General features: G+C 32.5%; 26 protein-coding genes. 8 read left to right on the forward strand and 18 right to left on the reverse strand.

Going from position 1 to position 26,087, the window contains the following annotated elements; all coding sequences use genetic code 11:
* Nucleotides 1-5 precede the first annotated feature (5 nt).
* From B6K90_RS10725 to hflX, 4 genes are all read right to left on the reverse strand, one after another.
* A complete protein-coding gene (locus tag B6K90_RS10725; protein ID WP_088012730.1) occupies nt 6-1,301 on the reverse strand; it encodes an MFS transporter in 1,296 nt (431 codons plus the stop codon).
* A gap of 241 nt (nt 1,302-1,542) precedes the next feature.
* Nucleotides 1,543-1,881 carry a zinc ribbon domain-containing protein YjdM gene (locus B6K90_RS10730; protein ID WP_088012731.1) on the reverse strand — a complete coding sequence of 113 codons (339 nt, stop codon included), beginning with the start codon at nt 1,879-1,881 and terminating at the stop codon, nt 1,543-1,545.
* A 245-nt stretch (nt 1,882-2,126) separates the two neighbouring features.
* Nucleotides 2,127-3,398 carry a methionine gamma-lyase family protein gene (locus tag B6K90_RS10735; RefSeq protein WP_088012732.1) on the reverse strand — a complete coding sequence of 424 codons (1,272 nt, stop codon included), beginning with the start codon at nt 3,396-3,398 and terminating at the stop codon, nt 2,127-2,129.
* Between the two features lie 3 nt (nt 3,399-3,401).
* Nucleotides 3,402-4,670 carry a GTPase HflX gene (gene hflX, locus B6K90_RS10740; protein ID WP_088012733.1) on the reverse strand — a complete coding sequence of 423 codons (1,269 nt, stop codon included), beginning with the start codon at nt 4,668-4,670 and terminating at the stop codon, nt 3,402-3,404.
* Nucleotides 4,671-4,795: 125 nt separating this feature from the next.
* On the opposite strand from hflX, the gene B6K90_RS10745 reads away from it, so the two are divergent.
* The 4 genes from B6K90_RS10745 (at nt 4,796) to B6K90_RS24550 (ending at nt 6,638) form a co-directional block, all read left to right on the forward strand.
* Nucleotides 4,796-5,449, forward strand: a complete 654-nt coding sequence (locus B6K90_RS10745) for a trimeric intracellular cation channel family protein (RefSeq protein ID WP_235821780.1) — start codon at nt 4,796-4,798, stop codon at nt 5,447-5,449.
* 220 nt (nt 5,450-5,669) lie between these two features.
* Nucleotides 5,670-6,269: a CorA family divalent cation transporter gene (locus B6K90_RS10750; RefSeq protein WP_167555344.1), complete on the forward strand. Its 600-nt coding sequence runs from the start codon at nt 5,670-5,672 to the stop codon at nt 6,267-6,269.
* A complete protein-coding gene (locus B6K90_RS24545; RefSeq protein WP_167555345.1) occupies nt 6,200-6,520 on the forward strand; it encodes a CorA family divalent cation transporter in 321 nt (106 codons plus the stop codon). Before B6K90_RS10750 ends, B6K90_RS24545 begins: the two co-directional genes overlap by 70 nt.
* The gene (locus B6K90_RS24550; RefSeq protein WP_407920512.1) at nt 6,459-6,638 is read left to right on the forward strand and encodes a CorA family divalent cation transporter; all 180 of its coding nucleotides are present in this window, start codon (nt 6,459-6,461) and stop codon (nt 6,636-6,638) included. Before B6K90_RS24545 ends, B6K90_RS24550 begins: the two co-directional genes overlap by 62 nt.
* An 8-nt stretch (nt 6,639-6,646) precedes the next feature.
* Here the strand turns inward: B6K90_RS24550 and spoVK are convergent, their stop codons facing one another.
* Nucleotides 6,647-7,594 carry a stage V sporulation protein K gene (gene spoVK, locus B6K90_RS10760; RefSeq protein ID WP_088012736.1) on the reverse strand — a complete coding sequence of 316 codons (948 nt, stop codon included), beginning with the start codon at nt 7,592-7,594 and terminating at the stop codon, nt 6,647-6,649.
* 258 nt (nt 7,595-7,852) lie between these two features.
* On the opposite strand from spoVK, the gene B6K90_RS10765 reads away from it, so the two are divergent.
* Nucleotides 7,853-8,842: a tyrosine-type recombinase/integrase gene (locus tag B6K90_RS10765; protein WP_235821781.1), complete on the forward strand. Its 990-nt coding sequence runs from the start codon at nt 7,853-7,855 to the stop codon at nt 8,840-8,842.
* Nucleotides 8,843-8,876: 34 nt separating this feature from the next.
* On the opposite strand, the gene B6K90_RS10770 is transcribed toward B6K90_RS10765, so the two are convergent.
* From B6K90_RS10770 to miaA, 3 genes are all read right to left on the reverse strand, one after another.
* A complete protein-coding gene (locus tag B6K90_RS10770) occupies nt 8,877-9,503 on the reverse strand; it encodes an FMN-binding negative transcriptional regulator (protein ID WP_088012737.1) in 627 nt (208 codons plus the stop codon).
* A gap of 106 nt (nt 9,504-9,609) precedes the next feature.
* The gene (hfq, locus tag B6K90_RS10775; RefSeq protein WP_056470298.1) at nt 9,610-9,831 is read right to left on the reverse strand and encodes an RNA chaperone Hfq; all 222 of its coding nucleotides are present in this window, start codon (nt 9,829-9,831) and stop codon (nt 9,610-9,612) included.
* A 23-nt stretch (nt 9,832-9,854) separates the two neighbouring features.
* On the reverse strand, nt 9,855-10,817 hold the full coding sequence (gene miaA, locus B6K90_RS10780; RefSeq protein WP_407920513.1) for a tRNA (adenosine(37)-N6)-dimethylallyltransferase MiaA: 963 nt from the start codon (nt 10,815-10,817) through the stop codon (nt 9,855-9,857).
* Nucleotides 10,818-11,016: 199 nt separating this feature from the next.
* Here miaA and B6K90_RS10785 point away from each other — a divergent pair, with 199 nt between their 5' ends.
* Entirely contained in the window at nt 11,017-12,864 is a 1,848-nt protein-coding gene (locus B6K90_RS10785; RefSeq protein ID WP_088012739.1) for a dihydroorotate dehydrogenase, read from the forward strand.
* Between the two features lie 63 nt (nt 12,865-12,927).
* Here B6K90_RS10785 and B6K90_RS10790 read toward each other — a convergent pair whose 3' ends face one another.
* Nucleotides 12,928-13,482, reverse strand: coding sequence for a helix-turn-helix domain-containing protein (locus B6K90_RS10790; RefSeq protein WP_088012740.1), 555 nt, complete (start codon nt 13,480-13,482; stop codon nt 12,928-12,930).
* 116 nt (nt 13,483-13,598) lie between these two features.
* Between B6K90_RS10790 and B6K90_RS10795 the strand changes: the two genes are divergently transcribed.
* Entirely contained in the window at nt 13,599-14,189 is a 591-nt protein-coding gene (locus B6K90_RS10795; RefSeq protein ID WP_088012741.1) for a LysE family transporter, read from the forward strand.
* Nucleotides 14,190-14,250: 61 nt separating this feature from the next.
* Here the strand turns inward: B6K90_RS10795 and B6K90_RS10800 are convergent, their stop codons facing one another.
* From B6K90_RS10800 to ilvA, 8 genes are all read right to left on the reverse strand, one after another.
* Nucleotides 14,251-15,567, reverse strand: a complete 1,317-nt coding sequence (locus tag B6K90_RS10800; protein WP_407920514.1) for an APC family permease — start codon at nt 15,565-15,567, stop codon at nt 14,251-14,253.
* 63 nt (nt 15,568-15,630) lie between these two features.
* Complete coding sequence (gene tdcB, locus B6K90_RS10805; RefSeq protein WP_088012743.1) at nt 15,631-16,638, reverse strand: bifunctional threonine ammonia-lyase/L-serine ammonia-lyase TdcB; 1,008 nt, start codon at nt 16,636-16,638, stop codon at nt 15,631-15,633.
* A 147-nt stretch (nt 16,639-16,785) separates the two neighbouring features.
* Complete coding sequence (locus tag B6K90_RS10810; RefSeq protein WP_088012744.1) at nt 16,786-17,748, reverse strand: L-threonine 3-dehydrogenase; 963 nt, start codon at nt 17,746-17,748, stop codon at nt 16,786-16,788.
* A 47-nt stretch (nt 17,749-17,795) separates the two neighbouring features.
* Nucleotides 17,796-18,989 (reverse strand): glycine C-acetyltransferase, encoded by a 1,194-nt coding sequence (locus tag B6K90_RS10815; RefSeq protein ID WP_088012745.1) that lies wholly within the window; start codon nt 18,987-18,989, stop codon nt 17,796-17,798.
* An 828-nt stretch (nt 18,990-19,817) separates the two neighbouring features.
* Entirely contained in the window at nt 19,818-21,008 is a 1,191-nt protein-coding gene (locus tag B6K90_RS10820) for an MFS transporter (RefSeq protein WP_088012746.1), read from the reverse strand.
* Nucleotides 21,009-21,121: 113 nt separating this feature from the next.
* A complete protein-coding gene (locus B6K90_RS10825; RefSeq protein WP_088012747.1) occupies nt 21,122-22,222 on the reverse strand; it encodes an alkene reductase in 1,101 nt (366 codons plus the stop codon).
* Between the two features lie 74 nt (nt 22,223-22,296).
* Complete coding sequence (locus tag B6K90_RS10830; protein WP_088012748.1) at nt 22,297-22,560, reverse strand: ArsR/SmtB family transcription factor; 264 nt, start codon at nt 22,558-22,560, stop codon at nt 22,297-22,299.
* Nucleotides 22,561-23,029: 469 nt separating this feature from the next.
* The gene (gene ilvA / locus B6K90_RS10835) at nt 23,030-24,289 is read right to left on the reverse strand and encodes a threonine ammonia-lyase IlvA (protein WP_088012749.1); all 1,260 of its coding nucleotides are present in this window, start codon (nt 24,287-24,289) and stop codon (nt 23,030-23,032) included.
* 239 nt (nt 24,290-24,528) lie between these two features.
* Between ilvA and B6K90_RS10840 the strand changes: the two genes are divergently transcribed.
* Entirely contained in the window at nt 24,529-25,410 is an 882-nt protein-coding gene (locus tag B6K90_RS10840; RefSeq protein WP_088012750.1) for a 5'-3' exonuclease, read from the forward strand.
* A gap of 112 nt (nt 25,411-25,522) precedes the next feature.
* Here B6K90_RS10840 and B6K90_RS10845 read toward each other — a convergent pair whose 3' ends face one another.
* On the reverse strand, nt 25,523-26,071 hold the full coding sequence (locus B6K90_RS10845; RefSeq protein ID WP_088012751.1) for a histidine phosphatase family protein: 549 nt from the start codon (nt 26,069-26,071) through the stop codon (nt 25,523-25,525).
* Nucleotides 26,072-26,087: the final 16 nt, after the last annotated feature.

Below are 26,087 nucleotides of genomic sequence, written 5' to 3' on the forward strand. Positions count from 1 at the left end.
TCATTTTACATATGAAGCCCTTGTTCACGTTCTTTCTTTCCTCCACGTGACCAAATTACAACCGGTATAAGGATTAAGGACAAAATTCCACCAGCTAATGATAATGTTGCGTAACTTGAATTGGCTACAATCATTCCAGACAATGCGCCTCCTGAAGCCCCAGCTAGTGCGATTAATACATCCACAGTTCCTTGAGTCTTTGCGCGTGTAGTAGAATCTGTTGAATCAACGATTTGAGCAGTACCACTGATTAGTCCAAAATTCCAACCTAATCCTAGTAATGAAAGTGCAACCACTAGGAGAATCATAGAATCGCTTGGCGCTGATGCGGCTAATACACCTGCTAGTAATAAAGTGGATCCCGCTGCGATTGACATTGCCGTTCGACCTATTTTATCTACAAGAATTCCGGTAATGAGTGAAGGAAGATACATTGAGCCAATGTGGAACGCAATTACTATACCTACTTCGTTTAGTCCATGACCGTGATGTTTCATGTGAATGGGTGTCATTGTCATAATAGCAACCATAACAATTTGCGTTAGTACCATCGTCGTTGCTCCTACAGCAATACCCCTCTTTGCTTTCATACTTTCAATTTGTGTTGAATGAACTACATCCACTTTTTGTGTTTTATTTGATTCAATTATTTTTGCCAAAATCAACGGGTCTGGATTAAGCATTAGAAAAAGAAAAAGGCCGGCCAAAATAAAAGCAGTTGCGGATAAAATGAATGGACCTGCAAGTGCTGGCACGCCAATTGAGACTGCAAAATTTCCCATTGGTCCTACTAAGTTGGGACCTGCAACAGCACCAAATGTTGTAGAAACCATTGCAATACTGATTGCTTTTGCACGTTGTTTATTATTTGCTAAATCTGTTCCAGCATATCTGGCTTGTAAATTAGTTGCTGTTCCTGCTCCATAAATCAATAGTGAAGCAAGTAATAAGATAATACTGTTTGTCATTGCCGCAATTACTACACCGATTGCTCCTAGTCCACCAGTAAAAAATCCTGCCGCAAGCCCAATTCGTCTACCAAATCTTTGAGAAAGCCTACCGACAATTAATGCCGCTCCTGCTGAACCTAATGTAAAAAGGGATGCTGGAAGACCAGTAAAAGCATCTGTACCAAGCATTTGTTGAGCTAGCAGTGCACCGACTGTAACCCCGGCAGCTAACCCTGCTCCACCAAAAATTTGCGAAATGCTAACCATCAATAATGTCCGTTTATATAGCATTTTTTGTTTTTCTTCTGAATTCACATAATCCATTGCAAAATTATGCGCTCGATTATTCATTTATACACCTTCTTCTGTCGTGCGATTTTAAAAAATAATTGCAATAATATTAATAAATGTAACCGTTTAATTACATCTCTTTTATTTTAACAAATATCTATTTATATCAAACTATTATTTTTATTTTCTTTCGTAATTTAAAAATTGAGCATCATATTATTCAAGTTAACATATAAAACAAATGCATCGAGCCTTTTGACTTGATGCATTTTTCTATTCATCGAAATTAAAAATAACGATACTACACTTTTTTAACAAACTCTGACTTCAACTTCATGGCACCAAAACCTTCAATTTTACAATCAATATCATGATCGCCTTCAACTAATCGGATACTTTTCACTTTTGTACCAATTTTAACAACAAGTGATGTTCCCTTTACTTTTAAATCTTTTATAACCGTTACAGAATCGCCATCGTTTAAAATATTTCCGTTTGCATCTTTCACTACTTTTGTTTCGTCATTCTTATTTTCTGTTTCCATTGTCCATTCATAACCACATTCTGGACAAATGAAAAGATTTCCATCTTCATATGTATATGCTGAATTACATTTAGGACAATTAGGTAGATTTTCCATTGTTTTTCCTCCGCTCGTTGATCAAATCTTTACTGTTTACTTAACCTCTATATACTGGCATACCCCTATTATTAATACAAGATTAAAATATCATTATCAAATTTTAATTATATTGTTAAGGTTAATTTAAGAATTGACCTGTAAGATAAAGATATAGATAGAACCTTCTTCATTATGAAAATAAGTCCCCAATTATTTTCATATATAAAATAGCTCATGACGATCATGTCATGAGCTATTTTGTTTTAAATTTCTAATAGATTTTTTTCAATTAAAGAGTTAACTGCCGAACAAATTGCAATTTTCACGTGAGCATAAGTTAAGCCACCTTGAACGTATGCAACATATGGGGCTCTTATTGGACCGTCAGCCGTTAATTCAATACTTGCACCTTGGATAAATGTCCCTGCTGCCATAATTACATCATCTTCATATCCAGGCATATAGTTTGCTGTTGGCGTAAAATGTGCATTGATTGGGGAAGCCGCTTGAATTGCCTGACAAAATGCAATCATTTTTTCTTTGTCATCAAATTGAACAGATTGAATTAAATCTGTTCTTACAGCATCCCATGAAGGGTTTGTATTCATTCCAAGCTTCTCTAAAAACGCTGCAGTAAATAAAGCACCTTTTAATGCTTGACCTGTAATATGTGGTGCCATAAAAAATCCATGATACATATCTTGTAACGCATAAAGAGAAGCACCAGCTTCACGTCCAATACCTGGAGATGTTAAACGATAGCCACATTTTTCAACTAAATCTTTTCGTCCAACAATATATCCACCTGTTTTTGCAAGTCCACCACCAGGATTTTTGATTAATGAACCTGCCATTAAATCAGCTCCTACATGGCATGGTTCTTGTTTTTCAACAAACTCACCATAGCAATTATCTACAAAAACAATGACATTTGGATCAATTTCTTTTACAAAATCAATCATCTCTTTAATTTGTTCAATTGTATATGAAGGTCTTGTTCCGTAACCTTTTGAACGCTGAATACCGATTACTTTCGTATTACTATTCATTCGATTGGCTACTTTTTCATAATTGATTCGTTCGTCATTAACTAATTCGATTGATTCATACCCAATCCCAAAGTCTTTTAATGAGCCATTTCCACTTTCACCACGAATCCCTACAATTTCCTCTAATGTATCGTATGGTTTCCCGGTTATGTATAAAAGCTCATCCCCTGTTCTTAGTACACCAAATAAAGCTGTTGAAATTGCATGAGTTCCAGAAATGATCTGTGGTCTAACTAAACCAGCTTCCCCACCTAAAACATCAGCAAAAATTTCCTCTAATGTATCTCTTCCGATATCATCATAACCATATCCAGTTGTTGGGATAAAATGACTATCACTTACTTTATGCTTTCGAAAGCTTTGTAAAACTTTGAACTGGTTATATTCAATCACTTCGTCAATTTCTTTATGAGCTTCTGAAATTAATTTTTCAACATCTTCCACTAATGGTGCAATTTTTTCCCCGTTTGATAAAAATTCTAGCATTGATTATTGCTCCTTATGTATTCTATATCTTTTAACTGTATCATAAATTGAATGTTCCTTGAAAACGTACCCAGTAATTTGGTAAATTTCTGTTTCTTCATTAAAGTTGATCGATTCAATCATCGTTAATTTTTTGATTTCATGAATCAATTTGCCCTCATATGCTGGTACAAATGCCTCGAAATATTCCATATATTGCTTACATTCAAATTCAATTCTTTGACGTAATTTTCCTAAATCCTCTTCATTTAAAGCACTCATTTCAATAAAACCTTCAGATGGTGAAGGTACAAAGTCCTCATGAACTTGATCTATTTTATTATAGACCGTTAATATTGGGATATTTTCAACATCTAAATCATTCAATAATTTAGAAACTGTCATTTCATGGCTTTTATAATTTTCATGAGATGCATCGACAACGTGCAGAATGAAATCCGCTTCAGTTGCTTCTTCAAGTGTTGAACGGAATGCTGCAATAAGTGAAGTTGGTAAATCCTGAATAAAACCAACTGTATCAGTGAGTAAAGTTGTCATTCCATTTGATAAAACAAATTTTCTTGTTGTGGGATCTAATGTCGCAAATAGTAAATCTTGTTCATACACATCAGATTTAGTTAGACGGTTAAATAATGTTGATTTTCCTGCATTTGTATAACCGACTAACGAAATATGAAACATTTCATTTTTCTTACGTCGCTCACGATAGCGCTTACGATGTTCAACGATTACGTTTAATTGCTGTTTAATATCATCAATTCGTTTTCGAATATGACGACGATCAGATTCTAGCTTTGTTTCACCAGGTCCTCTTGTACCAATACCTCCACCAAGTCTCGATAACTCTGTCCCTTGACCAACTAGTCTTGGCATTAAATATTGTAATTGAGCTAATTCAACTTGCAATTTACCTTCTTTTGTTTTTGCTCTCTGTGCAAATATGTCTAAAATTAACTGCGTACGATCAATTACTCTTTTTTCTAATCTTGCTGATAAATTACGTATTTGAGAAGGAGTCAGTTCATTATTAAAAATAACAACATCTGGTTCCAACTCTGCGATTGCTGCTTCTAACTCTTCTACTTTACCTGTTCCTATGTATAACGCTGAATGATACTTAGTTCTTTTTTGCGAGGTAACTAAAACTACTTCTCCATTCGCCGTTTTCGTAAGTGATGCTAATTCATCCATTGAATAATTAAAACGATCATCATCTACATTTTGAAGCTGACATCCAACTAATATGGCTTTTTCTCTTAATTCTTTCGACACAAAATTCCACCTTTACTTTAAACAATTATAAGCAATTAAATCTTCTTTACTCTTAACTGTCTCTTTATTATAATGATATCTGGACTATTTTTCATCTTTTTATTGGAGGGCAGGGGAATTGCTTTTTGGAAACATGGGAGTTATTTAGCATTATTGGTACTATTTCCTTTGCATTAAGTGGTGCAGTAGTCGCAATGGAAGAAGACTATGATTTATTTGGTGTCTATATTCTAGGCTTTGCTACAGCCTTTGGTGGCGGTGCATTACGTAATTTATTAATAGGTTATCCAATTAACTATTTATGGAATCAAACAACAAATTTTACAATTGCTTTAGTTGCGATGACAATTATCTTTTTCTTTCCGCAATTATCAAATAAACCTTTTAAAAAATTAGATATTTTATTCGATTCAATCGGCTTATCCGCTTTTGCAATTCTCGGAGCAAATTATGCAATGGAACTAAAATTACCTGTTAGCGCTGTTATCGTTGCTTCTGTTTTAACTGGAATAGGTGGAGGAATCGTGCGAGATCTACTAGCAAAACGAAAACCAATGGTATTACATTCAGAAGTCTATGCTTTTTGGGCAATACTTGTAGGCGTTTTAATTGGTAATAAATTTGTTGATACAAATTTTGAACTATTATTATTATTCATTGTTATTGTTCTTCTTAGACTATTATCTGTACATTATAATTGGAGTCTACCTAAAAGATCATTTAAAGACTCTAGCTCTACAATTAGTTTAAACGAATCAAACACTCAAAAATTAAATTAAATAAATAAGTCCAATAAAAACAAACCTTTTAAAATATTGGTTTGTTTTTTTATATTGTAAGACAAATAGTTGATCTATTCCCCCTCGGATCTTTCGCTTCTTTGCAACAATCAACTGTCTCATTTTTCATTACCACGAAAAAACAAACCTAAAAAAGCGTTTGTTTTCTTCACATAATTTACCTATACTTGCCAACACTATTTTAGAAATTTATTTAAAAGTGGAATTTCATTTAAAGAGATATAATATAACAAACCATTCAGTCGAGACAATTGATGAATTTTTGCTTCCTACTAATGATGAAATTCTTTGGTATCACTTCAATAATAAATCCTTTGATAAGTTATCTATTATTATTGAAAGTTTAACGATTCATCCATTAGCAAAAAAGAAACTTTTACATAGTGAATATATGCCAAGAATAAATATTTTTAAAAACGAGGCAGTACTTTCCCTCTATGCTTTAACTAAGTTATTTAAACCTACAAAAATCAATATTCTTGTTTGTAGTAAGTTAATTATTTCATATATAGAAGATCATGAAATAGACCTATTCAAATATGTAACTCAAGAGTTCAATCAAAATTATATTAAGGTGGATCATGCTGGTCATGTTTTATATCAAATTTTTCATGAAGTTATTGAGAAGTTCCTTATTTCAATTGATCGGTTTGCAAATGAGATTGAAGAAATTGAACGAGACCTTTTTAATGACCCATTTCGAAAAGATTTAGATCACAAAATTTTCAATTGGAAAGTGCAACTTCAAGATCTAAGACAACTAGTCGAACCGCAAGTAAATGTCATTACCAAATTGTAGAAGCAGATTTTCCATTCTTAAGTCAGGATGCAGGTTTTTATTTTAATGAATTGAAAGAGAATTATGAACGTATTATTAATGCCCTTGATAATTTTAAAGAAAATATGGCAGGCATTATAGAATTACAAATGTCCTTAAAATCTGACCGTACAAATGATATTATGAAAACTTTAACACTAATTAAGTGCGATATTTTTGCCGATGTCTTTTATCGCAGGTTTTTACGGCATGAATTTTATAAATATGCCTGAGTTAAAATGGAAGTATGGTTATTTATATTGTATTATCCTCAATATTTTAATTGGGGTCATTATTTCAATTTATTTTAACATGAAAGGCTGGTGGGGAAGAAAGCATCATGTAAAATAGCCAAGGGTTCAATTAATCGAGTCGATTTTGTCTGAAGTAAATAAGTCCTTTTCTTCTATTCTCATTAATATTTCTCGATTAAATTCGGTTTCAGATACTAATCTTGTAGCTTGTGTCCTGATCGATTTTTCAACAATATTACGGACAAATCGTCCATTGCTAAAATGAGCCCGATTTTCAAGTTTTGCCTTTTGGATAAAGTCTCGTAATCGATATTCCGCTTCCCGGGATAGAATATATTCTCGGTCAACAAACATCTTTTTTGATATATCTAGAAGCTCCTTTACTGAATAATCCTGGAATTCTAAAATGAATGGAAACCTTGATTTTAGTCCAGGATTCAAACTTAAGAAATAATCCATTTCAGAAGAATAACCAGCTAAGATCAGTACAAAGTCACCATGCTTATCTTCCATATGTTTAACAAGTGTATCAATCGCTTCTTTTCCGAAATCTTTTTCCCCACCACGGCCTAGTGAGTATGCCTCATCAATAAAAAGAATGCCACCATTTGCTTTTTTTACTAAATCTCTAGTTTTTTGAGCAGTGTGACCAATGTATTCACCGACTAAATCAGCTCGTTCAGCTTCAATTAAGTGGCCTTTTGACAATACACCCATTTTCAAAAATAATTGACCGATAATCCTTGCAACAGTCGTTTTTCCAGTCCCTGGATTGCCTTTAAACAACATATGCAATACTTGTTTTTCAGCTTTTAAGTTTAATTCTTCTCTTTTTTTATTAATAAATATCCAAGCATAAATTTCATGAATCATTTTTTTTATTTCATCCATCCCAATTAAATGCCTTAATTGATCCTCTATTTCAACTAATAATTCATGTTTAGGCTGTTTCACTGTTTCGATACTTGGATTTGGAGAAACCTCTCCCCTTTTCACTGTATTAAGTACAACATTTATTTGGCCGTTATCTTTTAATCGAATTGGCTGCTCCAAACATGACACCTCTCTTTATTCTGTCGCACATTTATTTTACATCTATAAATAGCTCTCCACGAAAGTCTCATTATTTTTCGTTTATTCGCTTTTTGTAAGGAATTTCCTACATTACGTTTTTACTATTATATGTACGAACAATTAAATTCAAAACTTTTATTCTAAAGACTTACTTTTAAATGGTTAAGATTGCTAAATTTTACTAAATTCTATTAACTTATTTGATATAATTATAGAAAAAGAGAAGAGTTGATAAATTTGACAATCCCAAACTTAACGACTGCTACTTTACATGATGTCATCTTGCAATTTGCCTCTCACTTAAATAGTAAGGGAAGAAAAGAATCTACTATAAAACGATATTGCTATGATTTGGAAGAATGTTTCCGATATTTTAAAAAAGTTAATGACAGTTTTAGTACATTACAAGTTCAAAATTTTAATGATTATTTCTATTATTTAACATCTGAACGTGGATATAACGAGAAAACGATGCACCGAATTTATGTCGTACTAAATCAATTTTATAAGTTTTTACATTCTAAAAATTCTACAATCGAAAATATCATTCCATTCACTAACTATTTAGCTGGACCTTCACGCGCTCTTTCAACGGACGATTTTATCACACAAGAAGAAGAAAAAAAATTACTATCAATTGTTCAATCCACTACAGATTTGTCAGAAAAACAATTAAAAGTTAGACCATTTTTAATGGATCGCAACGAAATTATGATTCGTTTTATGCTTTTTTATGGACTAACTTTGAAGGAATTAATTGATTTACAAATGAGAGACATAAACTTCGCTTTAAATGAACTTGTTGTCCATAGCAAGGAAGGGATTAAAAGAACAGTAATTCTCACAAAAGAAGATCGAATGCTCTTATATAATTATTTTGTCACGATACCCGAGCCAGTAAGACCTCATTATCATTCAACTCATCCGCTCTTTGTTGCATTTGATTTTAACCGTATGACATTCCATTGGGTTTACGATATTGATTCCCCAAAAGCACTAACTGAAATTGCATTTCAAAAAATGCTTAGGTTAGAAGTCAAAAGAGCCGGGCTTAGAAAAGGACTTTGTTCTCAACATTTAAGAAACACTTTTATTCTACGGAAAATAAAAGAAGGATTATTAGTGGAAGATATTCAACAATTAGTTGGACTAAAGACATCAGTTTCTTTAAAAAGGTACTTTCAATTTTTTGAAGAAAATGAACGCCCAAATAAAAAAGAGTTATGATTTCTATAATCATAACTCCTTCTATACTTCTTTTTTAAGAACTTGCATTTAGTTTAGCTTTCATAAGTTCTGCGATTTCTTTCGAAGAATATTTTTCTTCATTTTCCAAAGCTCTAATTACTTTTTCTCTTCTCTCATTCGAATGATTTTGACTTAACTTCTTTTTACCAATTAACTCTGTTACGTCTATTTTTAAACAAACTATTCCTGAAAGTAATTTTTCAACATAATCTGTGTGGTCTTCATATTTCCAAGGTTTTGATTGTCCTTTTTCAAAATAGTCGGTTGTTTTTAATACGATTTGTCTCATTTCATCCTTATTTTCAATTGTTGTTACGTTTCCATAAGCATGAATTGCTGTATAGTTCCAAGTTGAAACTGTATTTTTTTCTTCATACCATGAAGCAGAAACATATGCATGAGGCCCTTGAAAAATTATTAAAGATTCCTTTCCATTCATCGTTTTCCATTGAGGATTTGGCCTAGCTAAATGTGTAATTAAAATTAATTTCTCTTGCTCTTCTTGAATGATGAATGGTAAATGAGTTGCATTTATTTTTGCCTCGTCATTATTTGATAATAATATTCCGAAGCTATTTTTCTTCATTTCAGTTATTAATTGATTTAGATCCGTTTCTTTAAATTCTTTTGGAACATACATTTGAATTCTCCTCTTTAGTTTACATAATATAATTATTCGTTTTACATTTCTACATATTAAAAAAGAACATTGACCATAAGATCAATGCTCTTTTTTACAATTTATTTTACATTTCAATTTGTACATTTTTAGATGGTACAAACGTTGAAATTGCATGTTTATATATTAACTGTTGCTTTCCTTCAACATCTAACAATACCGTAAAGTTATCAAAGCTTTTTACTTTACCTTTGATTTGAAATCCATTTAGTAAAAATACTGTAACCGCTAGATTGTCTTTACGTAATTGGTTTAAGAACTGGTCTTGAATGTTGATTGATGTTTTCATGTCCTTTTCCTCCTCTTCTACCTCTACATATATTTATTCGAGATGAAATAGCCCTTTCCTTCAAGTAGAGCTAAAATTTCCAGTTTTTTTATATCAAAATTGTGTCCATCCATATCAAACCAGTGGATGTTCATTTTATTTCTAAACCAAGTCATTTGCCTTTTTGCATACCTTCTTGAGCTTTGTTTAATTAAATCGATTGCTTCTGCTTTCGTTAAGATTCCTTCAAAATAATCGTAAAGCTCTTTATAGCCAATCGCTTGCACAGATTGACAATTTCGAATACCTTTGTCGTAGAGCAATTTTGCCTCATCTACTAGTCCTGCTTCCAACATTAGATCAACTCGTAAATTAATTCGATTGTATAGTAGCTCTCGATCCATCGATAATCCTATTATTTCTGCATCATATAAATACTCTGGCTCTTTTTTAAATGCGGTCTCTGAAAATTTTTGTCCCGTTAATCTGAAAACTTCTATTGCACGGATTACTCTTCTGACATTATTCATATGTATTTGCTTTGCACTTTCTGGATCAATTTCTTTTAATTGATCGTGTAATGCTTTATTCCCAAAGGCCATCGCGTAGCCCTCTAATTGGTTTCTTAAAAGCTCATCACCTTCTTGCTCAGCAAATTCATATTTAGTTAATACACTTTGGATATATAATCCCGTACCTCCAACAATAATTGGAATTTTACCTCGATTTGCTATTTCCTTAATTTTTTCTCTAGCTAATTCTTGAAAATCAGCAACCGTAAAAGAATCTTTTGGATCAAGGAAATCAATTAAATGATGAGGAATTCCTTCTTTTTCGTCTTCTGTAATTTTAGCTGCTCCAATATTCAATTCTTTATAAACTTGTGTCGCATCGCCATTAATGATTTCTCCATCAAGAGCTTTTGCAAGTTCAATACTTAGTTTTGTTTTCCCTACTGCTGTAGGACCAACGATGACTATCACTTTTTGCATATTTACCATTGTAATCACATATACGCCTTTCTATACAACCTTTTCCTTACTTGTCCTACTAATTTTGAAAGTAGGTAACTCTTTTTATTTATACCATATTTATACAAAAATTCCAACGCGTTGTGAATCAATTCACAAATTTACAAGAAAGTGTTTTCATTTTATATTTGTCAAAGTAAACTATAAGTAATCTTAAAATAAATGAGGTTATACTATGCCTGATTGGTCATATCATACAATTTTTAAACCAATGCTCTCAAAGCTTCCATCTAAAGCATCAAGAGAATTCATTCATAGTAGCATGAATAAAATCTCAACTATACCATTTGGTCCGAATCTAATCGAATTTCTCGGTCATTTAAATACTGACAGTTCACTTGAAAACGAGATTCATAATTTAAGAATTAAAAATCAAATTGGATTAGCATCTAAGGTTGACCCATATCTTACTGGCACAAATGCTTTTATGAATTTAGGATTTGGTGTGATTGAAATTGGCCCTATTTCTATACACGACACTACTACAAGCAAAAGCCCGCTCATTGATTTGAAACATAATCAAATAATCGGATCTGAAGAAAATAAAGTATTAACCGTAGAACAAACAATTAATAAACTTTCAAAGTTACATAAAAAGGTTCCTATTTTTGCTAGAATAGTTGGGAGTTTTGATGAATTTAAAATGATTGAATCGAGGCTTTCTAGTTTTGTTGATGTATTCATCGTAGATCTTCACTTAGCCAAAGACTTATTAGAAAATAATTGGACTTCTGTTAAACCTATTTGTCTATCAATTTATTCAAATGAAATAGATGTTTTTCTTAAACAAGAAAATTCCCCATTCGATTCCATATTGATTGAAGAAATTCCAATTACTACTGATTTAGAGCAAAAAAATAATTTAATCAATACAATTCAAAAGTTAAAATCAAGTCAGTTTGAGAAACCAATTTTTACAAAAGGCGGAATCGTTGAACCTATTGATGCAATTGAGTTAATTGATACTGGAGCAGCATTAGTATTTTTGACTCATGGATATGTGCTCAGTGGTCCTGGTCTACCAAAACGGATCAATGAAGCAATAATGTATAGAAGGAAAAAAGCAGTTACTAGTTTAAGTGATGGATGGATATGGTACTTTTTATTTGGACTTTTCATGTTTATTGGAGGATTACTTGCTCTATTTATTAGTTTAACTTCCATTGTCCTTCCATATGATGAGCAATTTTTAACGATTAATCGAAATGTAATTTTACAGTTTAATGATCGAATTCTCCCCTTTATGTCACATGATCGGATGACACTTTCTGGGACGATTATGTCTGGTGGAATCTTGTTCATGTCATTAGCCAGAAATGGAATTAAACATCAATATCATTGGGCAAAGAAAGCATCTAATACTAGTGCGTTCGTAGGTTTTTTAGCGATATTCTTATTTATAGGATATGGGTACTTTGACTGGTTACACGCTTTATTTTGGGTAGTTTTATTAATACCATTCTTAATTGGCTTTTTTAAAACCAGAGGTATAAATAGAAGTCCAGAATCTCAAAATTTAACTAATAATAGAGATTGGAAGATTAGTTTAATCGGTCAATTATTTTTTATTATATTAGGTTTTTCGATTATGATCGGAGGATGTATTATTTCATTTGTAGGCGTCACTACTACTTTTGTTAAAACAGATTTAAATTATTTATGTATAACACCTTCTAAGTTGAATGCATTTAATCAACACCTAATTCCTGTTATTTCACATGATCGCGCCGGTTTTGGAGGTGGATTAGTAAGTGTTGGCTTACTAGTACTCATGATTTCATTATGGGGGTTTAGACAAAATCAAAAATGGATCTTTTGGACATTATTGTTAGGGAGCTTACCTGCGTTTATCACTGCTTTTGCCGTCCATTTTATGATTGGATATACAGATTTTTATCATCTTTTACCACCAATCATTGCAAGCTTGTTTTTACTGATCGGTGTTATTACATCTTATAAATTTTTGCATGTTACAGTGGAAAATTCTTATGAAAACAAATTTCATGATATAAGTAAATCTTAACAATTGGCTGAGTTAAGCTATCATAAAACAATGGTAAAACCCCGTTTTAATTAAACGGGGTTTTTAATTTGGATAGTATAAAAGCATACTTAATCGAGTTAAAGTTTCTCCAGAATTATGATAAGAATGAGGTCGATCAGCCTTGAATCTAATTGAATCGCCTTTTTTCACTGTATGTTCAACATTATTTACTCGGACTGTTAATTCACCATCATAAATAGTTAAAAATTCCTCAGTTCCTTCCTTATGCGCATCAGCACTTAGGAAACCACCTTTTTCAATCTCAACAGAATATACTTCAAAACGTCTTTCATCTTCAAAAGGAAAGTATGGATAAAGCCTATATTTCCCATTATCCTCTACAAGAGTTTGAACCTCGCTCATAGAAATAACTTTTGTATCTGGCTGCGGATTATTGATTAATGAAGTAAAAGAAATTTTTAATCCATTTGCTATTTTCCAGATCGTTGTAATAGTAGGACTGGATTCACCTCTTTCAATTTGACCAATCATTGTTTTACTTACACCAGTAAATTCTGCTACCTTTTCAAGACTTAATTTTTTACATTCTCTATAAGCTTTTAAGTTTTTTGCAATGATTTGATTTATTTCTTCCATAAAAACACTCCTAAACAAAGTATTTACAATATAACGTACATACCATACAATATAAAGTAAATCGTTATATTGTCTATTTCAATCATTATAACATACAATCAAAGGAGGGTTCCATTTTGGCTTTATTATCATTTTTGTTATATATCTTTGTTACAGCTTTTACCCCAGGTCCAAATAATATTATGGCATTGTTAGTTGCTAACAAATTTGGATTAAAAAGGGCAGTTAGATTTTCGTTAGGGGTAGGTTCTGGTTTCTTTGTACTTATTTTATTTTGTGCTTATTTTAGTCTTTTGCTTAAAAACTTCATTCCAAAAGTTGAATTTATAATGACTATTCTAGGGGTAATCTATATGTTGTATCTGGCAATCAAAATTATTAGTAGTAAGAATGATGATCATCACACTGATGGAGACAAGAATTACAGTTATTTAACAGGTATGCTGTTACAATTCATAAATCCGAAAGGTATTTTATATGGCATAACTACTATATCAACCTTTGTCCTTCCATATCACAGTTCCAATGTCAGCCTACTATTCTATTCATTCTTTCTAGCTTTTGTTGGTTTTTTAGGTACTTACGCTTGGGGTGTGTTTGGTTCAATTTTCCGAAAGTTCTTATCAAACTATCATACTCAGTTCAATATCGTTATGGCTTTTTTATTGATGTTCAGTGCAATTTCGATCCTTTTGGAATCAAGATAATAAACGGGTGCTTTTGTTACATTAGAAAGCAGTCAAAAAGGTAGGAGAATTTCCTACCTTTTCATTCATCATCTACTACAACATGTTTTTTCCGTAACATGTAATAAACAGGAAGTCCAATTAACGTTAAACCAATTCCCCAAAATGCCAAAATAGTTTGCGTTATTAGAGTATTAACGACGATAAAGATTCCCCCAATTATTGCGATTAAGAGAACGAAAGGTAAAAAAGGTACTTTATATGGCCTTTTTAGATTTGGTTCCCGTTTTCGTAAAATATAGACTGCAATAAATGTTAAAGTATAGAAAATCCAAATGACAAATACTAACATGTCAGTTAATAAGTCAAATCCACCTATAAACATCATTAATATCGCAACTATTAGGATAAATAGACCAGCATTATATGGAACTCCAGTTTTTGATAATTTACCAAACCAACTACTAAAAAGAAGTTTTTGTTCTCTAGCCATTACATATGGTACCCTCATTCCTGTCATTGTGTAGCCGTTAATCGTACCAAATACAGAAATTAAAATTCCTATTGAGACGAGTTTTCCACCAAAATTACCGAATAAAGCTTTCGAAACTTCTGTAGCAGGGGTAGATGTACCAGCTAATTGCTGTGCGGTTAATACAAATAAAAAGGATATGTTAATTAAAAGATACACTGCCATTACTGCTGCTAAACCAAAGACGATTGCTTTTGGCAAATCATTTTTAGGATTTTTCATTTCTCCGGCTATATTTCCAACGAGTATCCAACCATCATATGCAAACATCGTTGCAAGTAAAGCTGAACCAAGTGCTGGCAAAAAACTTCGATCGCTTCCTACTTCAATTGGAAAAAATTGAAATGTCACATGTCCTTCATGTAATAAACCAAATATGATCAAAATCGCCAGAGGTATTAGTTTACAAAACGTAAAAAGTGATTGAATACTACCAGCAGTTTTTGCACCTAAGAAATTCATTAATGTTATAAATACTGCAGTAACTACTGCAATAATCGTTACAGTGAATTTATTAGAATTGGCAGGGACCCCAAAAATTGAAACTGCTTGCGTACCAAATATGATCGAAAGCGCGGCAATATTAGCAGGAAAATAGATGATTGTTTGTGCCCATCCAAGTAAATAAGCAGTCAGATCTCCATATGTGTGCTTTAAGTAGGCAACCATTCCCCCAGTTTTTGGAATTGCTGCTGCAAGCTCAGCACCTGATAATCCCGCACAAATTGTAATGATGCCTCCAATAATCCATGCTAATAAACCTAAACTTGCAGAACCAGTTGCGCCATATACAGCTGTGGCTTTAAAGAAAACCCCACCACCAATTACAGTACCGATTACGGTCGTTAACGCTGCAATAAACCCCATTTCTCTTCTTAGTTTATTTTCCGACAAGAGGACCACCCATTCTTTTGGCTTTAATTAACATGATCACTTAACTTCATTTCCAAAGAAATGTTCACAAACACTAGATATTCTTTCTAAGTCAACATTTCCACCTGAAATGATTGCTACTACTTTTTTATCTTTTATATATTTTGATGCCTTTTTTGAAAGGATTGCTGCTGTAGCTAGTGCACCAGAACCTTCCACTACTGCTTTACCGCGCTGTAGTAAATCCTTCATTGCAACTTCTATTTCATCTTCACTCAAAAGGATTATTTCGCTAATTAATTCTTTTACAATGTCAAACGTTAATTTCCCTGGAACTTTAACAGAGCATCCATCGGCAATCGTTGAAGCAGTATAGTTACTTACTATTTCTCCTGCGTCAATCGATGCTTTCATGCCATGTACATTCTCTGCTTGTACACCAACAATGTCGATTGAAGGGTTAAATGATTTCAATGCGACTGCAATCCCAGAAATTAGACCACCACCACCAATTGGAACAATTACAGTATCTACATCCCATAGATCATCTAAAATTTCGATACCAATTGTCCCTTGACCAGCCATAATGTAAATATCATCGTAAGGATGAATGAATGTTTCACCTGTTTCGTCACGTACTTTTGCGCAATAGTCTTTCGCATCATCAAATGTTTCACCGTGTAATATGATTTTTGATCCGTAGCCTTCTGTTGCTTCGACCTTTGCTTTTGGAGCAGATGAAGGCATGATAATTTTACTCTTAATATGTAGTAGCTTTGATGATAAAGCGACACCTTGTGCATGATTCCCAGCCGAACAGGCAATAATGCCTTTACTTCTTTCTTCCTCAGTTAAATGCGAAATTTTATTAAATGCACCTCGAAATTTAAAAGAGCCTGTTAATTGCATATTTTCAAGTTTTAAATAAATTTCTCCATCCGACTTTGATGTTAAATAAAATGATTTAACTAAAGGTGTTTTTCGTACTTTACCCTCTAAAAGTTCATATGCAGTTTTAATATCTTTAATTGTAAGTGGTAATGCTTTCTGATCTAAATTGTTCATATACTAACTTCCTTTTTATCAGCATTTTACTTTATCATTCTTGATACATGATAAGTTTGTGTCAAAGTACTTAACAAAATACAAAAAAAGGAATTAGTAAAGAAATCGAAAAAAAGAAGGAGACAATTGTTGTCTCCTTCTTCGTTATTAAGCTTGAGTTACGTTTAACTTTGCAGCTAATTTATTTAACATATCTTCAGACATACGGTCTAAATCAAATTTAGGATCGAAGCCCCACTCTTCTTTTGCAGCAGAGCTGTCAATTGAATTTGGCCATGAATTTGCAATTCCTTGACGAATAGGGTCAATATCGAAATCTAATGTAAATTCAGGGATGAATTTACGAATTGATGCCGCAATTTGAGTTGGTTCAAATGACATCGCTGAAATATTAAATGCATTACGATGTTTAAGTTTTGTAGGATCTGCTTCCATCAACTTAATAATTGCATCAATCGCATCAGGCATATACATCATATCCATGTATGTTCCTTCACCAATAAATGAAGTATATTTCTTATTTTTTAATGCTTCGTAATAAATATCAACAGCATAATCAGTAGTTCCTCCACCTGGCACTGTATCGTAAGAGATTAAGCCTGGGAAACGAACGCCGCGAGTATCTACGCCAAATTTTTCAAAGTAATAATCACATAATAATTCACCAGCTACTTTTGTAACACCATACATTGTAGTTGGACGTTGGATTGTATCTTGTGGTGTATTATCCTTTGGAGTTGCTGGACCAAATGCACCAATTGAGCTAGGAGTAAAGAATTTTAAGCTTAATTCTCTCGCTACTTCAAGAGCATTCACTAATCCACCCATATTTAAGTCCCAAGCTAATGTAGGTTTTGCTTCTGCAACTGCTGATAATAGAGCAGCTAAGTGAATGAATGTATCAACTTCATACTTTTTAGCAATCTCTAACATTTTTTCTTTATCCATTACATCTAAAATTTCAAAATGACCAGCTTCTAAAATTGGACTTCCTTCTAATCGGCGAATATCTGTCGCAACAACATTTTCAAGACCATATTCACTTCTAAGACGCATAGTTAATTCTGAACCGATTTGTCCAAAACAACCGGTAATTAATATTTTTTTCATTCCTTAGTCCACCTTATAGTAATAAAATATCGAATGTATTCTTAAAATTATTTAATAACGTTTAATTCGCGACCAACTTTTTCATAAATAGCTAAAACTTCATCTAGCATTTCTTTAGTATGCGCAGCTGTTGGCATATTACGAATACGACCAGTTCCTAGTGGTACTGTTGGGAATACAATTGACTTCGCATAAACTCCCTCTTCGTATAGTCGTTTAGAAAACTCTTGAGTAAGATTTTCGTCACCGATAATACATGGAGTAATTGGTGTTTCAGAATCACCAATATTAAATCCAAGTTTTGATAATCCAGCTTTTAAGTAATCTCCGTTTTCCCAAAGCTTTTCGATTTTTTCTGGTTCTTCAGACATAATACGAATTGCTTCAATACATGCAGCAGCATTTGCTGGTGTTAATGATGTAGAGAATAAGAAAGGACGTGCACGAACTTTTAACCAATCGATTAATTGTTGTGAACCAGCTACATATCCACCTACAACCCCAACTGCTTTAGAAAGTGTACCAATTTGGAAATCAATTTTATCTGATAATCCGAAATGTTTAACTGTTCCAGCTCCTTTACCCATAACGCCAGAACCATGTGCATCATCGATATATGTTATTAAGCCAAATTCTTCAGCAATTTTTACGATATCAGGAATATTTGCTACATCTCCATCCATAGAGAAAACACCATCTGCAATGTACATAACTTTCTCATATAAACCACAAGTTGTAGCTTCTTTTGCTTTTTCACGTAAATCATCCATATCTTGGTGTTTTACACGAATAATTTTTGCCCCTGAAAGTCTGCAACCATCGATAATTGAAGCATGGTTTAATTCATCAGATAGAATTGCATCTTTTTTTGTCATTACTGCTGAAATAGCACCCATATTACAGTTAAAACCAGATTGGAATACAATAGCAGCCTCAGTATGTTTAAATTCTGCAATCGCTTTTTCAAGTTGATCGTGGATATCCATCGTACCATTAATCGTACGTACAGCTCCTGCACCAACTCCATATTTTTCAGTCGCTTCAATAGCAGCTTGTTTTAAACGAGGATGAGTCGCAAAACCAAGATAGTTATTTGAAGATAAATTTATAAATTTTTTACCACTAATTTGTATAGTAGCCTCGTTAGAACCTTCTAAAGAGTTAATCTCATTATAGAGCCCTTTCTCTTTTAACTCAGCTAATTGTGGAGTTAAAAATGCTTCTAATGTCTTGCTTGACATAATTACCAGCTCCTTAATTAATTTTATTTATCTAAAAGGAGTAAGCCCCCATTTTACATCTATTATTTATTATTAAATAAATATAAAAAATTATCGTTTTATTATTTTCCATTTTTGTAAGAGGAAATTTTTTTATGTACTATTTTTACTTATTTGAGGCTTTCCGAATTTAATTATAAATCGGTTACATTGCATTAGGAATACTTTTATTCGAAAAAGATTGAATTTAAATTATTATAAAAATTCTTATAATTACAATATTATTCAATTTGTTTTTTTAGTAAAACATCTAGTGGTTTAAAAGCGTTAAGCGAAGAATCACATCGATTTAAGTTTGAACTGCAAATAAGGTCTTTGAGAAGGGCAAATAAATGGTGAAGTACTGCAACTATGTTTTTGAGAAGTGCAAATAAAAGATGAAGCATTGCAAATAAACATTGCACTGTAATTAAAATCCGAAAATCACAATTAAAATTAGCAAAACAGCAATTAAAAACTGAAAACCGTAATTAAAATTAGTAAATCTACAAATAAATCACAAAGAATCGCCAATAAAATAAAAAATTACCCATACCTGTTAAGGTATTTAAGCTTAAAATGATACAGCAGTAAGTACTTTCAAATGAAAAAATGGCAAATATGCTCTTATTCTTACTAAATCAAATAAAAACTTGATAAATATAACCTTAGTTTCTCTAAAAAGATTTTATTACATTAAAAAAGGTCGCCCATATGCCAGTTATCTGACATATGAAACAACCCTATAAGTTGTAAATTTATTTTTTCACAAAACTAAGTAAAAATCCCCTCAATTACTAATTAGTCCATTCAAGCCCTTATTTGTGTGCTAACTCCTTGTCTGACTTTCTTTTCAATCATTAAATAACGTGATAATCCAAATGTTATGAGTAAAGAAACCATAACTGGAATTGAACCCATCCATGTAATTGAACGAATGGACAGTTGACTAACTGCTAGCCCTCCGATTGCTGCTCCAAATGCAAAGCCTAATTGCATCATTGACTGATTTAGACCTAATAAAACATCAGATGATTTTGGAGAAATTGTTGCTAAGTTAAATTGTTGTGTTGCACCAGAAGACCATCCGGAAAATGACCATAATGTAAGGATTATGATCACTGTATTGATTGAACTAGAAATGAAAGATAATAATATGATTGATAAAATATTAAGTACTAGCCCTCGTTTTAAAGTAAGCGTAATTCCCCACTTGTCTGCACTGAATCCCCCGAATTTAGATCCAATTAAACTAGCTATACCAAGTAATAATAAAGCAAAACTTAAAACGTGATCGCTCATCTTAGTGGTTTGAATAAGATAAGGTGATAAATAAGTAAATACGATTCCATATCCGCTCATTAAGAAAAAAGTAATCGATAAAGCTAATGCAATTTTTGGTTGTTTAATTAATGCGATTTGCTGCAATAATGGAATCGGTTGATCCCCCTGTGTTTTTGGAATTGTTTTAACGATAATTACTAATGAGATTAAAACGAATATAGCAACTCCAAGAAAGACTAGTCTCCAATCATAAGCAGCTGCAATAAATCTGCCAATTGGGACCCCTATGATTAGTGAAGCAGTAAATCCCATTACAACAGTGGCAATTGAACTTGCCTTTTTATCTGCTGGTGCGATCTTAGCTGCCAAGCTTAGTACTGTAACAACAGTAACTCCTGCACTTAACGCCATTATAATACGCGCAACCATAAACAAGCCGTATCCGGGTGCGACCACTGCTAGAAAATTACCTAAAATAAATACACTTAAAGAAAATAGAAGTAACTTTCGGCGTTCCATTTTAGCTAATACAGCCATTAAAATTGGTGTACCGATTGCATAGATCAATGAATACACAGTAATTAGTTGTCCTGCAGCTTCAATAGAAATACCTAATTCAGCGGCCATTTTATCTAAAATACCAGAAATAACATATTGTGAAGTTCCAACTAAAAAACTAATCATTGCTAAAATATAAATTTTTCCTTTATTCGACATAAAATAATTCCTTTCAACATAATTTGATATTTCTACAAATACCGAAATATTAGACTTTAGAAAAGGAAGCTCATGATTAACTCCCTTCCTACTATCTACTAAAAAATCAAAACTTAGATTAGAACGTTTAGATGCTTTTTAACATCATATTCTTCAATTGCTTCACCATGTTTCAAACGGTGTAAAAGATCTGGATTCGAAATTAGAGGACGCCCGAACGCAGCAACATCAATTGTTCCTTCAACAATCGCTTTTTCTGCCATTTCAGGATTTAACGTTCCTACTCCAATAATAACTCCATCCCAGTACTTTCTTACAAGCTGATGCATCGTTTTACCATCTGCAAGTATACGATCAAATTGCATAATTGAAGGGTGTAATAAAATTGCACCAACTTCTTTGAATGCTTCAATAAATGTACGAATTGCGAATTCTGGATCTTCCCACATATAGCCCGGAATATCAGCTTTATGAGCAGAAAATCTAATCATCGTTCTTTCAGTACCAATTGCATCGATAACTGCTTTTATTACTTCCTTCATGAAAGTTAATCTTTGTGGAAGATCACCACCGTATTGATCTGTACGTTGATTCGTAATATCTGAATTAAATTGATCGATTAAGTATCCATGTGCAGCGTGAATTTCAACTCCATCAAAACCAGCTTCAATAGCATTTTTAGCAGCTTGAGCATATTGATTGACTACTTCTTTAATATCCTGGGTAGTCATTTCTTCAGGCATATCATAAGGCTTACGATAACGAGAAACTAATCCTTCTGCAGGAATCGCTGATGGTGCTTGTGGTGGCATATTTCCAGCAAGCTCATGATGAGATAAACGTCCTACATGCCAGATTTGTGAAATCATTGTGCCACCCTCTTTATGAACAGCATCAGTTACTTTTTTCCAAGCTTTAATTTGATCCTCAGAATAAATTCCTGGAATACCTGGGTAACCTTTTCCACGTGAACTAATAACTGTTCCTTCAGAGATAATCAATCCTACGCCATCTGCAGCTCGTTTACGATAATATTCAACTACATCGTCTCCAACTACACCAGTTTGATCATCTGCAAAACTTCTTGTTAATGGAGCCATTGCAGTACGACTACGTAAATTCCAAGCACCTATTTTTACTGGTTCAAAAAGTTTACTTTCTAGACCATTTTCTAATTTTCCCCAACTAGTATTATCTTTGCTTACTAAACTCATATTCAATTCCCCCTTAAGTTATTCGGTATTTCTATAAATACTGAAATACAAATTAAAATTATACCGCTTTATTTTTAAAGTAAAGCGGGTGCATATTTTTCCAAAACTTCTCGTTGTAAACTATAGTATCTGAAGGTTCCTTCTTTGCGGACTGTTAACAAGCCGCAATCAAGTAATGGTTTTAAATGATGTGTCAATGTAGAATTGGCCGATACTTTTATTTGATCTTTCATTTCTGAACAAGCTAATTCAGATTGCTTAGCAAGTATTTTAACAATTTGCAATCGCGTTGATTCTCCTAATGCCTTATAAACCTTTACTGCAATATCATCGTTCACCACTTTAACCTCCTCTCAAAGACCAGCACTTATTTCAGTATTTCTAGAAATATTGTAATTTAACTAATTTATGATGTCAAGAGACATGATTTTATTTAATACTTTCTAATAGGGTGTCCATGAGTAAGCAAAATAGCGACTTGCTCATAAGGTGTTCTTGAGTAAGTAAAAAGGCGAAAACTTGAAATACACTTACTCATAAAGTATCCATGAGTAAGTAAAATTACAAAAAGATGAAAATTTTAAAAATGAATTTGCCTAATAGTAGAGTAAAGTAAGAAATTGTTCTCTTATTTTTAGAGTGTTGAATTTTTTCGAGAATATTCTTATGGAAAAAATGCAGACAAAATATAAACTTCGAAGAGAAACGTACAAATTATTAGTTTTATGCAATCAAAATACCCACAAGGAAATTATTATCCTTGTGGGTTTCTTCACTATCTTACTTGATGAAATGAACCTGTAAAGTCTAAATGAGTAAATTAAACAATGTTGGGTTATTGTTTATTTCCATGAATTGAATTTCGTGACAATTCATTCGTTCAATCAATGCTTTGTAATCGGATTTATTGGCCAATTCAATTCCGACAAGTGCTGGGCCATTATCCTTATTGTTTTTCTTTGTGTATTCAAATCTAGTTATGTCATCGTTTGGTCCTAATACTTTATCAAGAAATTCACGTAATGCGCCAGAACGTTGTGGAAAGTTGATGATGAAATAATGCTTAAGTCCTTCATGAATTAAAGATCTTTCTTTTATTTCTTGAAGTCGGTCAATATCATTATTTCCACCTGATACGATACAAACGACATTCTTTCCTTTTATTTCATCTTTAAATAATTCTAAAGCTGATACAGACATTGCTCCAGCGGGTTCTGCAATTATTGCATTTTTATTATAAAGCTCTAAAATCGTTGTACAAATCTCACCTTCTGGAATAGCGACTACTTGATCAAGTACATCTCTACAGATTTCATATGTTAAATAACCAACTTGGCCAACCGCTGCTCCATCAACAAATTTCTCAATAAAAGGTAATGTGACAACTCTTCCATTTGCAATCGATTCGGCCATTGAAGCAGCACCCATCGGCTCTACGCCAATCACCTTAGTTGATGGACTAATTCCTTTTATATATGTACCAACTCCAGCGCTTAATCCTCCTCCGCCGATTGCTACGAATAGATAATCTACTGGACGGTCAATTTCATTCAATATTTCAACTGCTACGGTACCTTGCCCTGCAATTACATCTAAATCATCAAATGGATGAATAAATGTCATTTGATTTTCATTGCAATAGTTTTGAGCATTTTGATGAGCAATATCAAAAGTGTCACCAATTAATATAACTTTAACATATGGCCCACCAAAGAATTTAACTTGAGATACTTTTTGATTTGGTGTAGTTGAAGGCATAAATATTTTCGCATACACTTGCAATTGATTACATGTATACGCAACTCCTTGAGCATGATTGCCTGCACTAGCACATACAACCCCTTTTTGTCTTTCTTCATAAGACAAGTTGCTAATTTTGTAATATGCACCTCTAAGCTTAAATGATCGGATTATTTGTAAATCCTCTCGTTTTAAAAATACGTTACAATCATATTTTTCACTTAGCATTGTACTATTCTGCAAAGGTGTTTTGTTCGTAACTTCTTTCAGCGTATTATAGGCAACTAAAATATCCTCAATCTTAACAGTACTTTTTACTTTCTCCATATTACTACCTACCCTTTGCATTTTTTTTATATAAATTCCATTATAGTAAAAGTTAATTAAATAATAAACAGAAAATTCAATATTTTAAAGAAAGTTTTATGTCACTCTGCATGAATGATATAAAATATGCCTAATATTGGTTCTTACATTGTAATTGGCAGTAATACACTAGTTATCATTTACAGTAGGATATGCTATCATTTTTATATTAAATAAATAGATGTTAGGTGATTTATAAAATGGAAAATCAATCTTTATTATTAATTGATGGCTTTAATTTATTAAGTAGAGGCTATTTTGCAACTTCTTATGGCAGAAGTGATGAACAACTTTCTAAAACGAAAGATGGCGTTTATATAAATGCATTAAGAGTATTTATTCCAAAGCTTTTTAACTTAATTAAAGAGCATGACATTACTCATCTTGCAATTACTTGGGATGTTAAACGTGAAGAAACTGATCGTCGAAATAAATATGACTTTTATAAAGCAACTCGTGGAGAACTACCAACCCCACTTATCGAACAATATTTCACTTTAAAAACAGTATTAGAAGAAATCGGGATTGCACAGCTTGAAATGGCACCATACGAAGCAGATGATTTAATGGGAACTTTATCAAATAATTGGTCTAATTCTGTTAAAAACAAGTGCTATATTTATAGTAATGATCGAGACTTACTACAATTAATAAACGAGCATACATCTCAAATCATTGCTCAAAAAACTGGTGAAATTGTATACTCCCTAGAGCACTTCAGTAATGATTATGGGATCCATCCGAAACAATGGGTTGATGTAAAAGCATTACTTGGCGATTCTAGTGATAATATACCAGGTTGCCCTGGAGTAGGTGAAAAATCAGCTATTCCATTAATTCAACTATATAACTCTGTTGAAGAATTGTATGAGAATATGGAAAATCTTGATTCTAAATTTAATCGCTACAAAAAGAAATTAGAAGCTGGGAAAGACTCTACTTTTATTAGTAAAGAGCTTTCTGCCATTACAATTGATATACCTCATTTTGCTGAATATACATTTGAGGATTTAAAAATTAATATTGATGAAGAAAAATTGTCACTTAAGCTTGAGGAATTAGAAATTCGTGTAAAGCGATAAAAGTCATTAACAACTATTATAATTTCAAAAATTAATAAAAGAACACTACATTTTGTGTAACGAAAATGTAGTGTTCTTTTTAATAGCTTATGTATTTTTAAATTTAAACTTTTTATTCTACTTGCCACAAACGTTCATAAACAACATCATTATTCTTAAACTTCAATACAAACACGTCAGGATTACTTAAATTTTTCCAATTCTCAAAACCAAATGCTGCATTAAACTGGTTTAGAATTAAAGACATTAAATTCCCATGGGTTACAACAATCGTTTTTTGATTTTCACTGTTGATGATTTCATCGATAACGCTTATCCCACGATTAATAGCTTCTTGACTTGATTCCCCACCTTCGAATTTCACTTCCATATCTTCAAATGTTGTTTTTAATTTTTCAAACCAATCTGGTAAATCACTTGAGCTTAGCTTGCGTTCAGATAATCTTTCATCGACCACAATATCGATATTCTTTGCATGGCTTGTCGGTTCGATCGATTGAATTGCACGTAAAAAAGGGCTTGAAATAATTTGGTCAATTTTAATATTTGAGAAAAAATCAGCTAAATGCTTAGCCTGTATAAATCCTCGCTTTGTTAGTTTCGCTTCATATGGCTGTCCCTCAGCTTCACAGTGTCTAATGATATAAATCTCTTTTTCCATTTTATCTGCTCCTACT

It is taken from the genome of Gottfriedia acidiceleris, from assembly GCF_002128425.1.
GTDB classification, from domain to species: domain Bacteria; phylum Bacillota; class Bacilli; order Bacillales; family Bacillaceae_G; genus Gottfriedia; species Gottfriedia acidiceleris.

Excerpts from the sequence above, each read along its gene's own strand:
- B6K90_RS10815 (WP_088012745.1), bottom strand. The coding sequence starts at position 18,989 with ATGTCAAGCAAGACATTAGAAGCATTTTTAACTCCACAATTAGCTGAG.
- B6K90_RS10840 (WP_088012750.1), top strand. The coding sequence starts at position 24,529 with ATGGAAAATCAATCTTTATTATTAATTGATGGCTTTAATTTATTAAGT.
- hfq (WP_056470298.1), bottom strand. The coding sequence starts at position 9,831 with ATGAAAACATCAATCAACATTCAAGACCAGTTCTTAAACCAATTACGT.
- tdcB (WP_088012743.1), bottom strand. The coding sequence starts at position 16,638 with ATGAACAATTTAGATCAGAAAGCATTACCACTTACAATTAAAGATATT.
- B6K90_RS10790 (WP_088012740.1), bottom strand. The coding sequence starts at position 13,482 with ATGGAAGAAATAAATCAAATCATTGCAAAAAACTTAAAAGCTTATAGA.
- B6K90_RS10725 (WP_088012730.1), bottom strand. The coding sequence starts at position 1,301 with ATGAATAATCGAGCGCATAATTTTGCAATGGATTATGTGAATTCAGAA.
- B6K90_RS10730 (WP_088012731.1), bottom strand. The coding sequence starts at position 1,881 with ATGGAAAATCTACCTAATTGTCCTAAATGTAATTCAGCATATACATAT.
- B6K90_RS10785 (WP_088012739.1), top strand. The coding sequence starts at position 11,017 with ATGCCTGATTGGTCATATCATACAATTTTTAAACCAATGCTCTCAAAG.
- ilvA (WP_088012749.1), bottom strand. The coding sequence starts at position 24,289 with ATGGAGAAAGTAAAAAGTACTGTTAAGATTGAGGATATTTTAGTTGCC.
- B6K90_RS10810 (WP_088012744.1), bottom strand. The coding sequence starts at position 17,748 with ATGAAAAAAATATTAATTACCGGTTGTTTTGGACAAATCGGTTCAGAA.
- B6K90_RS10845 (WP_088012751.1), bottom strand. The coding sequence starts at position 26,071 with ATGGAAAAAGAGATTTATATCATTAGACACTGTGAAGCTGAGGGACAG.
- B6K90_RS10800 (WP_407920514.1), bottom strand. The coding sequence starts at position 15,567 with ATGGGGTTTATTGCAGCGTTAACGACCGTAATCGGTACTGTAATTGGT.
- B6K90_RS10825 (WP_088012747.1), bottom strand. The coding sequence starts at position 22,222 with ATGAGTTTAGTAAGCAAAGATAATACTAGTTGGGGAAAATTAGAAAAT.
- B6K90_RS10770 (WP_088012737.1), bottom strand. The coding sequence starts at position 9,503 with ATGTATGTTCCAAAAGAATTTAAAGAAACGGATCTAAATCAATTAATA.
- B6K90_RS10820 (WP_088012746.1), bottom strand. The coding sequence starts at position 21,008 with ATGTCGAATAAAGGAAAAATTTATATTTTAGCAATGATTAGTTTTTTA.
- B6K90_RS10735 (WP_088012732.1), bottom strand. The coding sequence starts at position 3,398 with ATGCTAGAATTTTTATCAAACGGGGAAAAAATTGCACCATTAGTGGAA.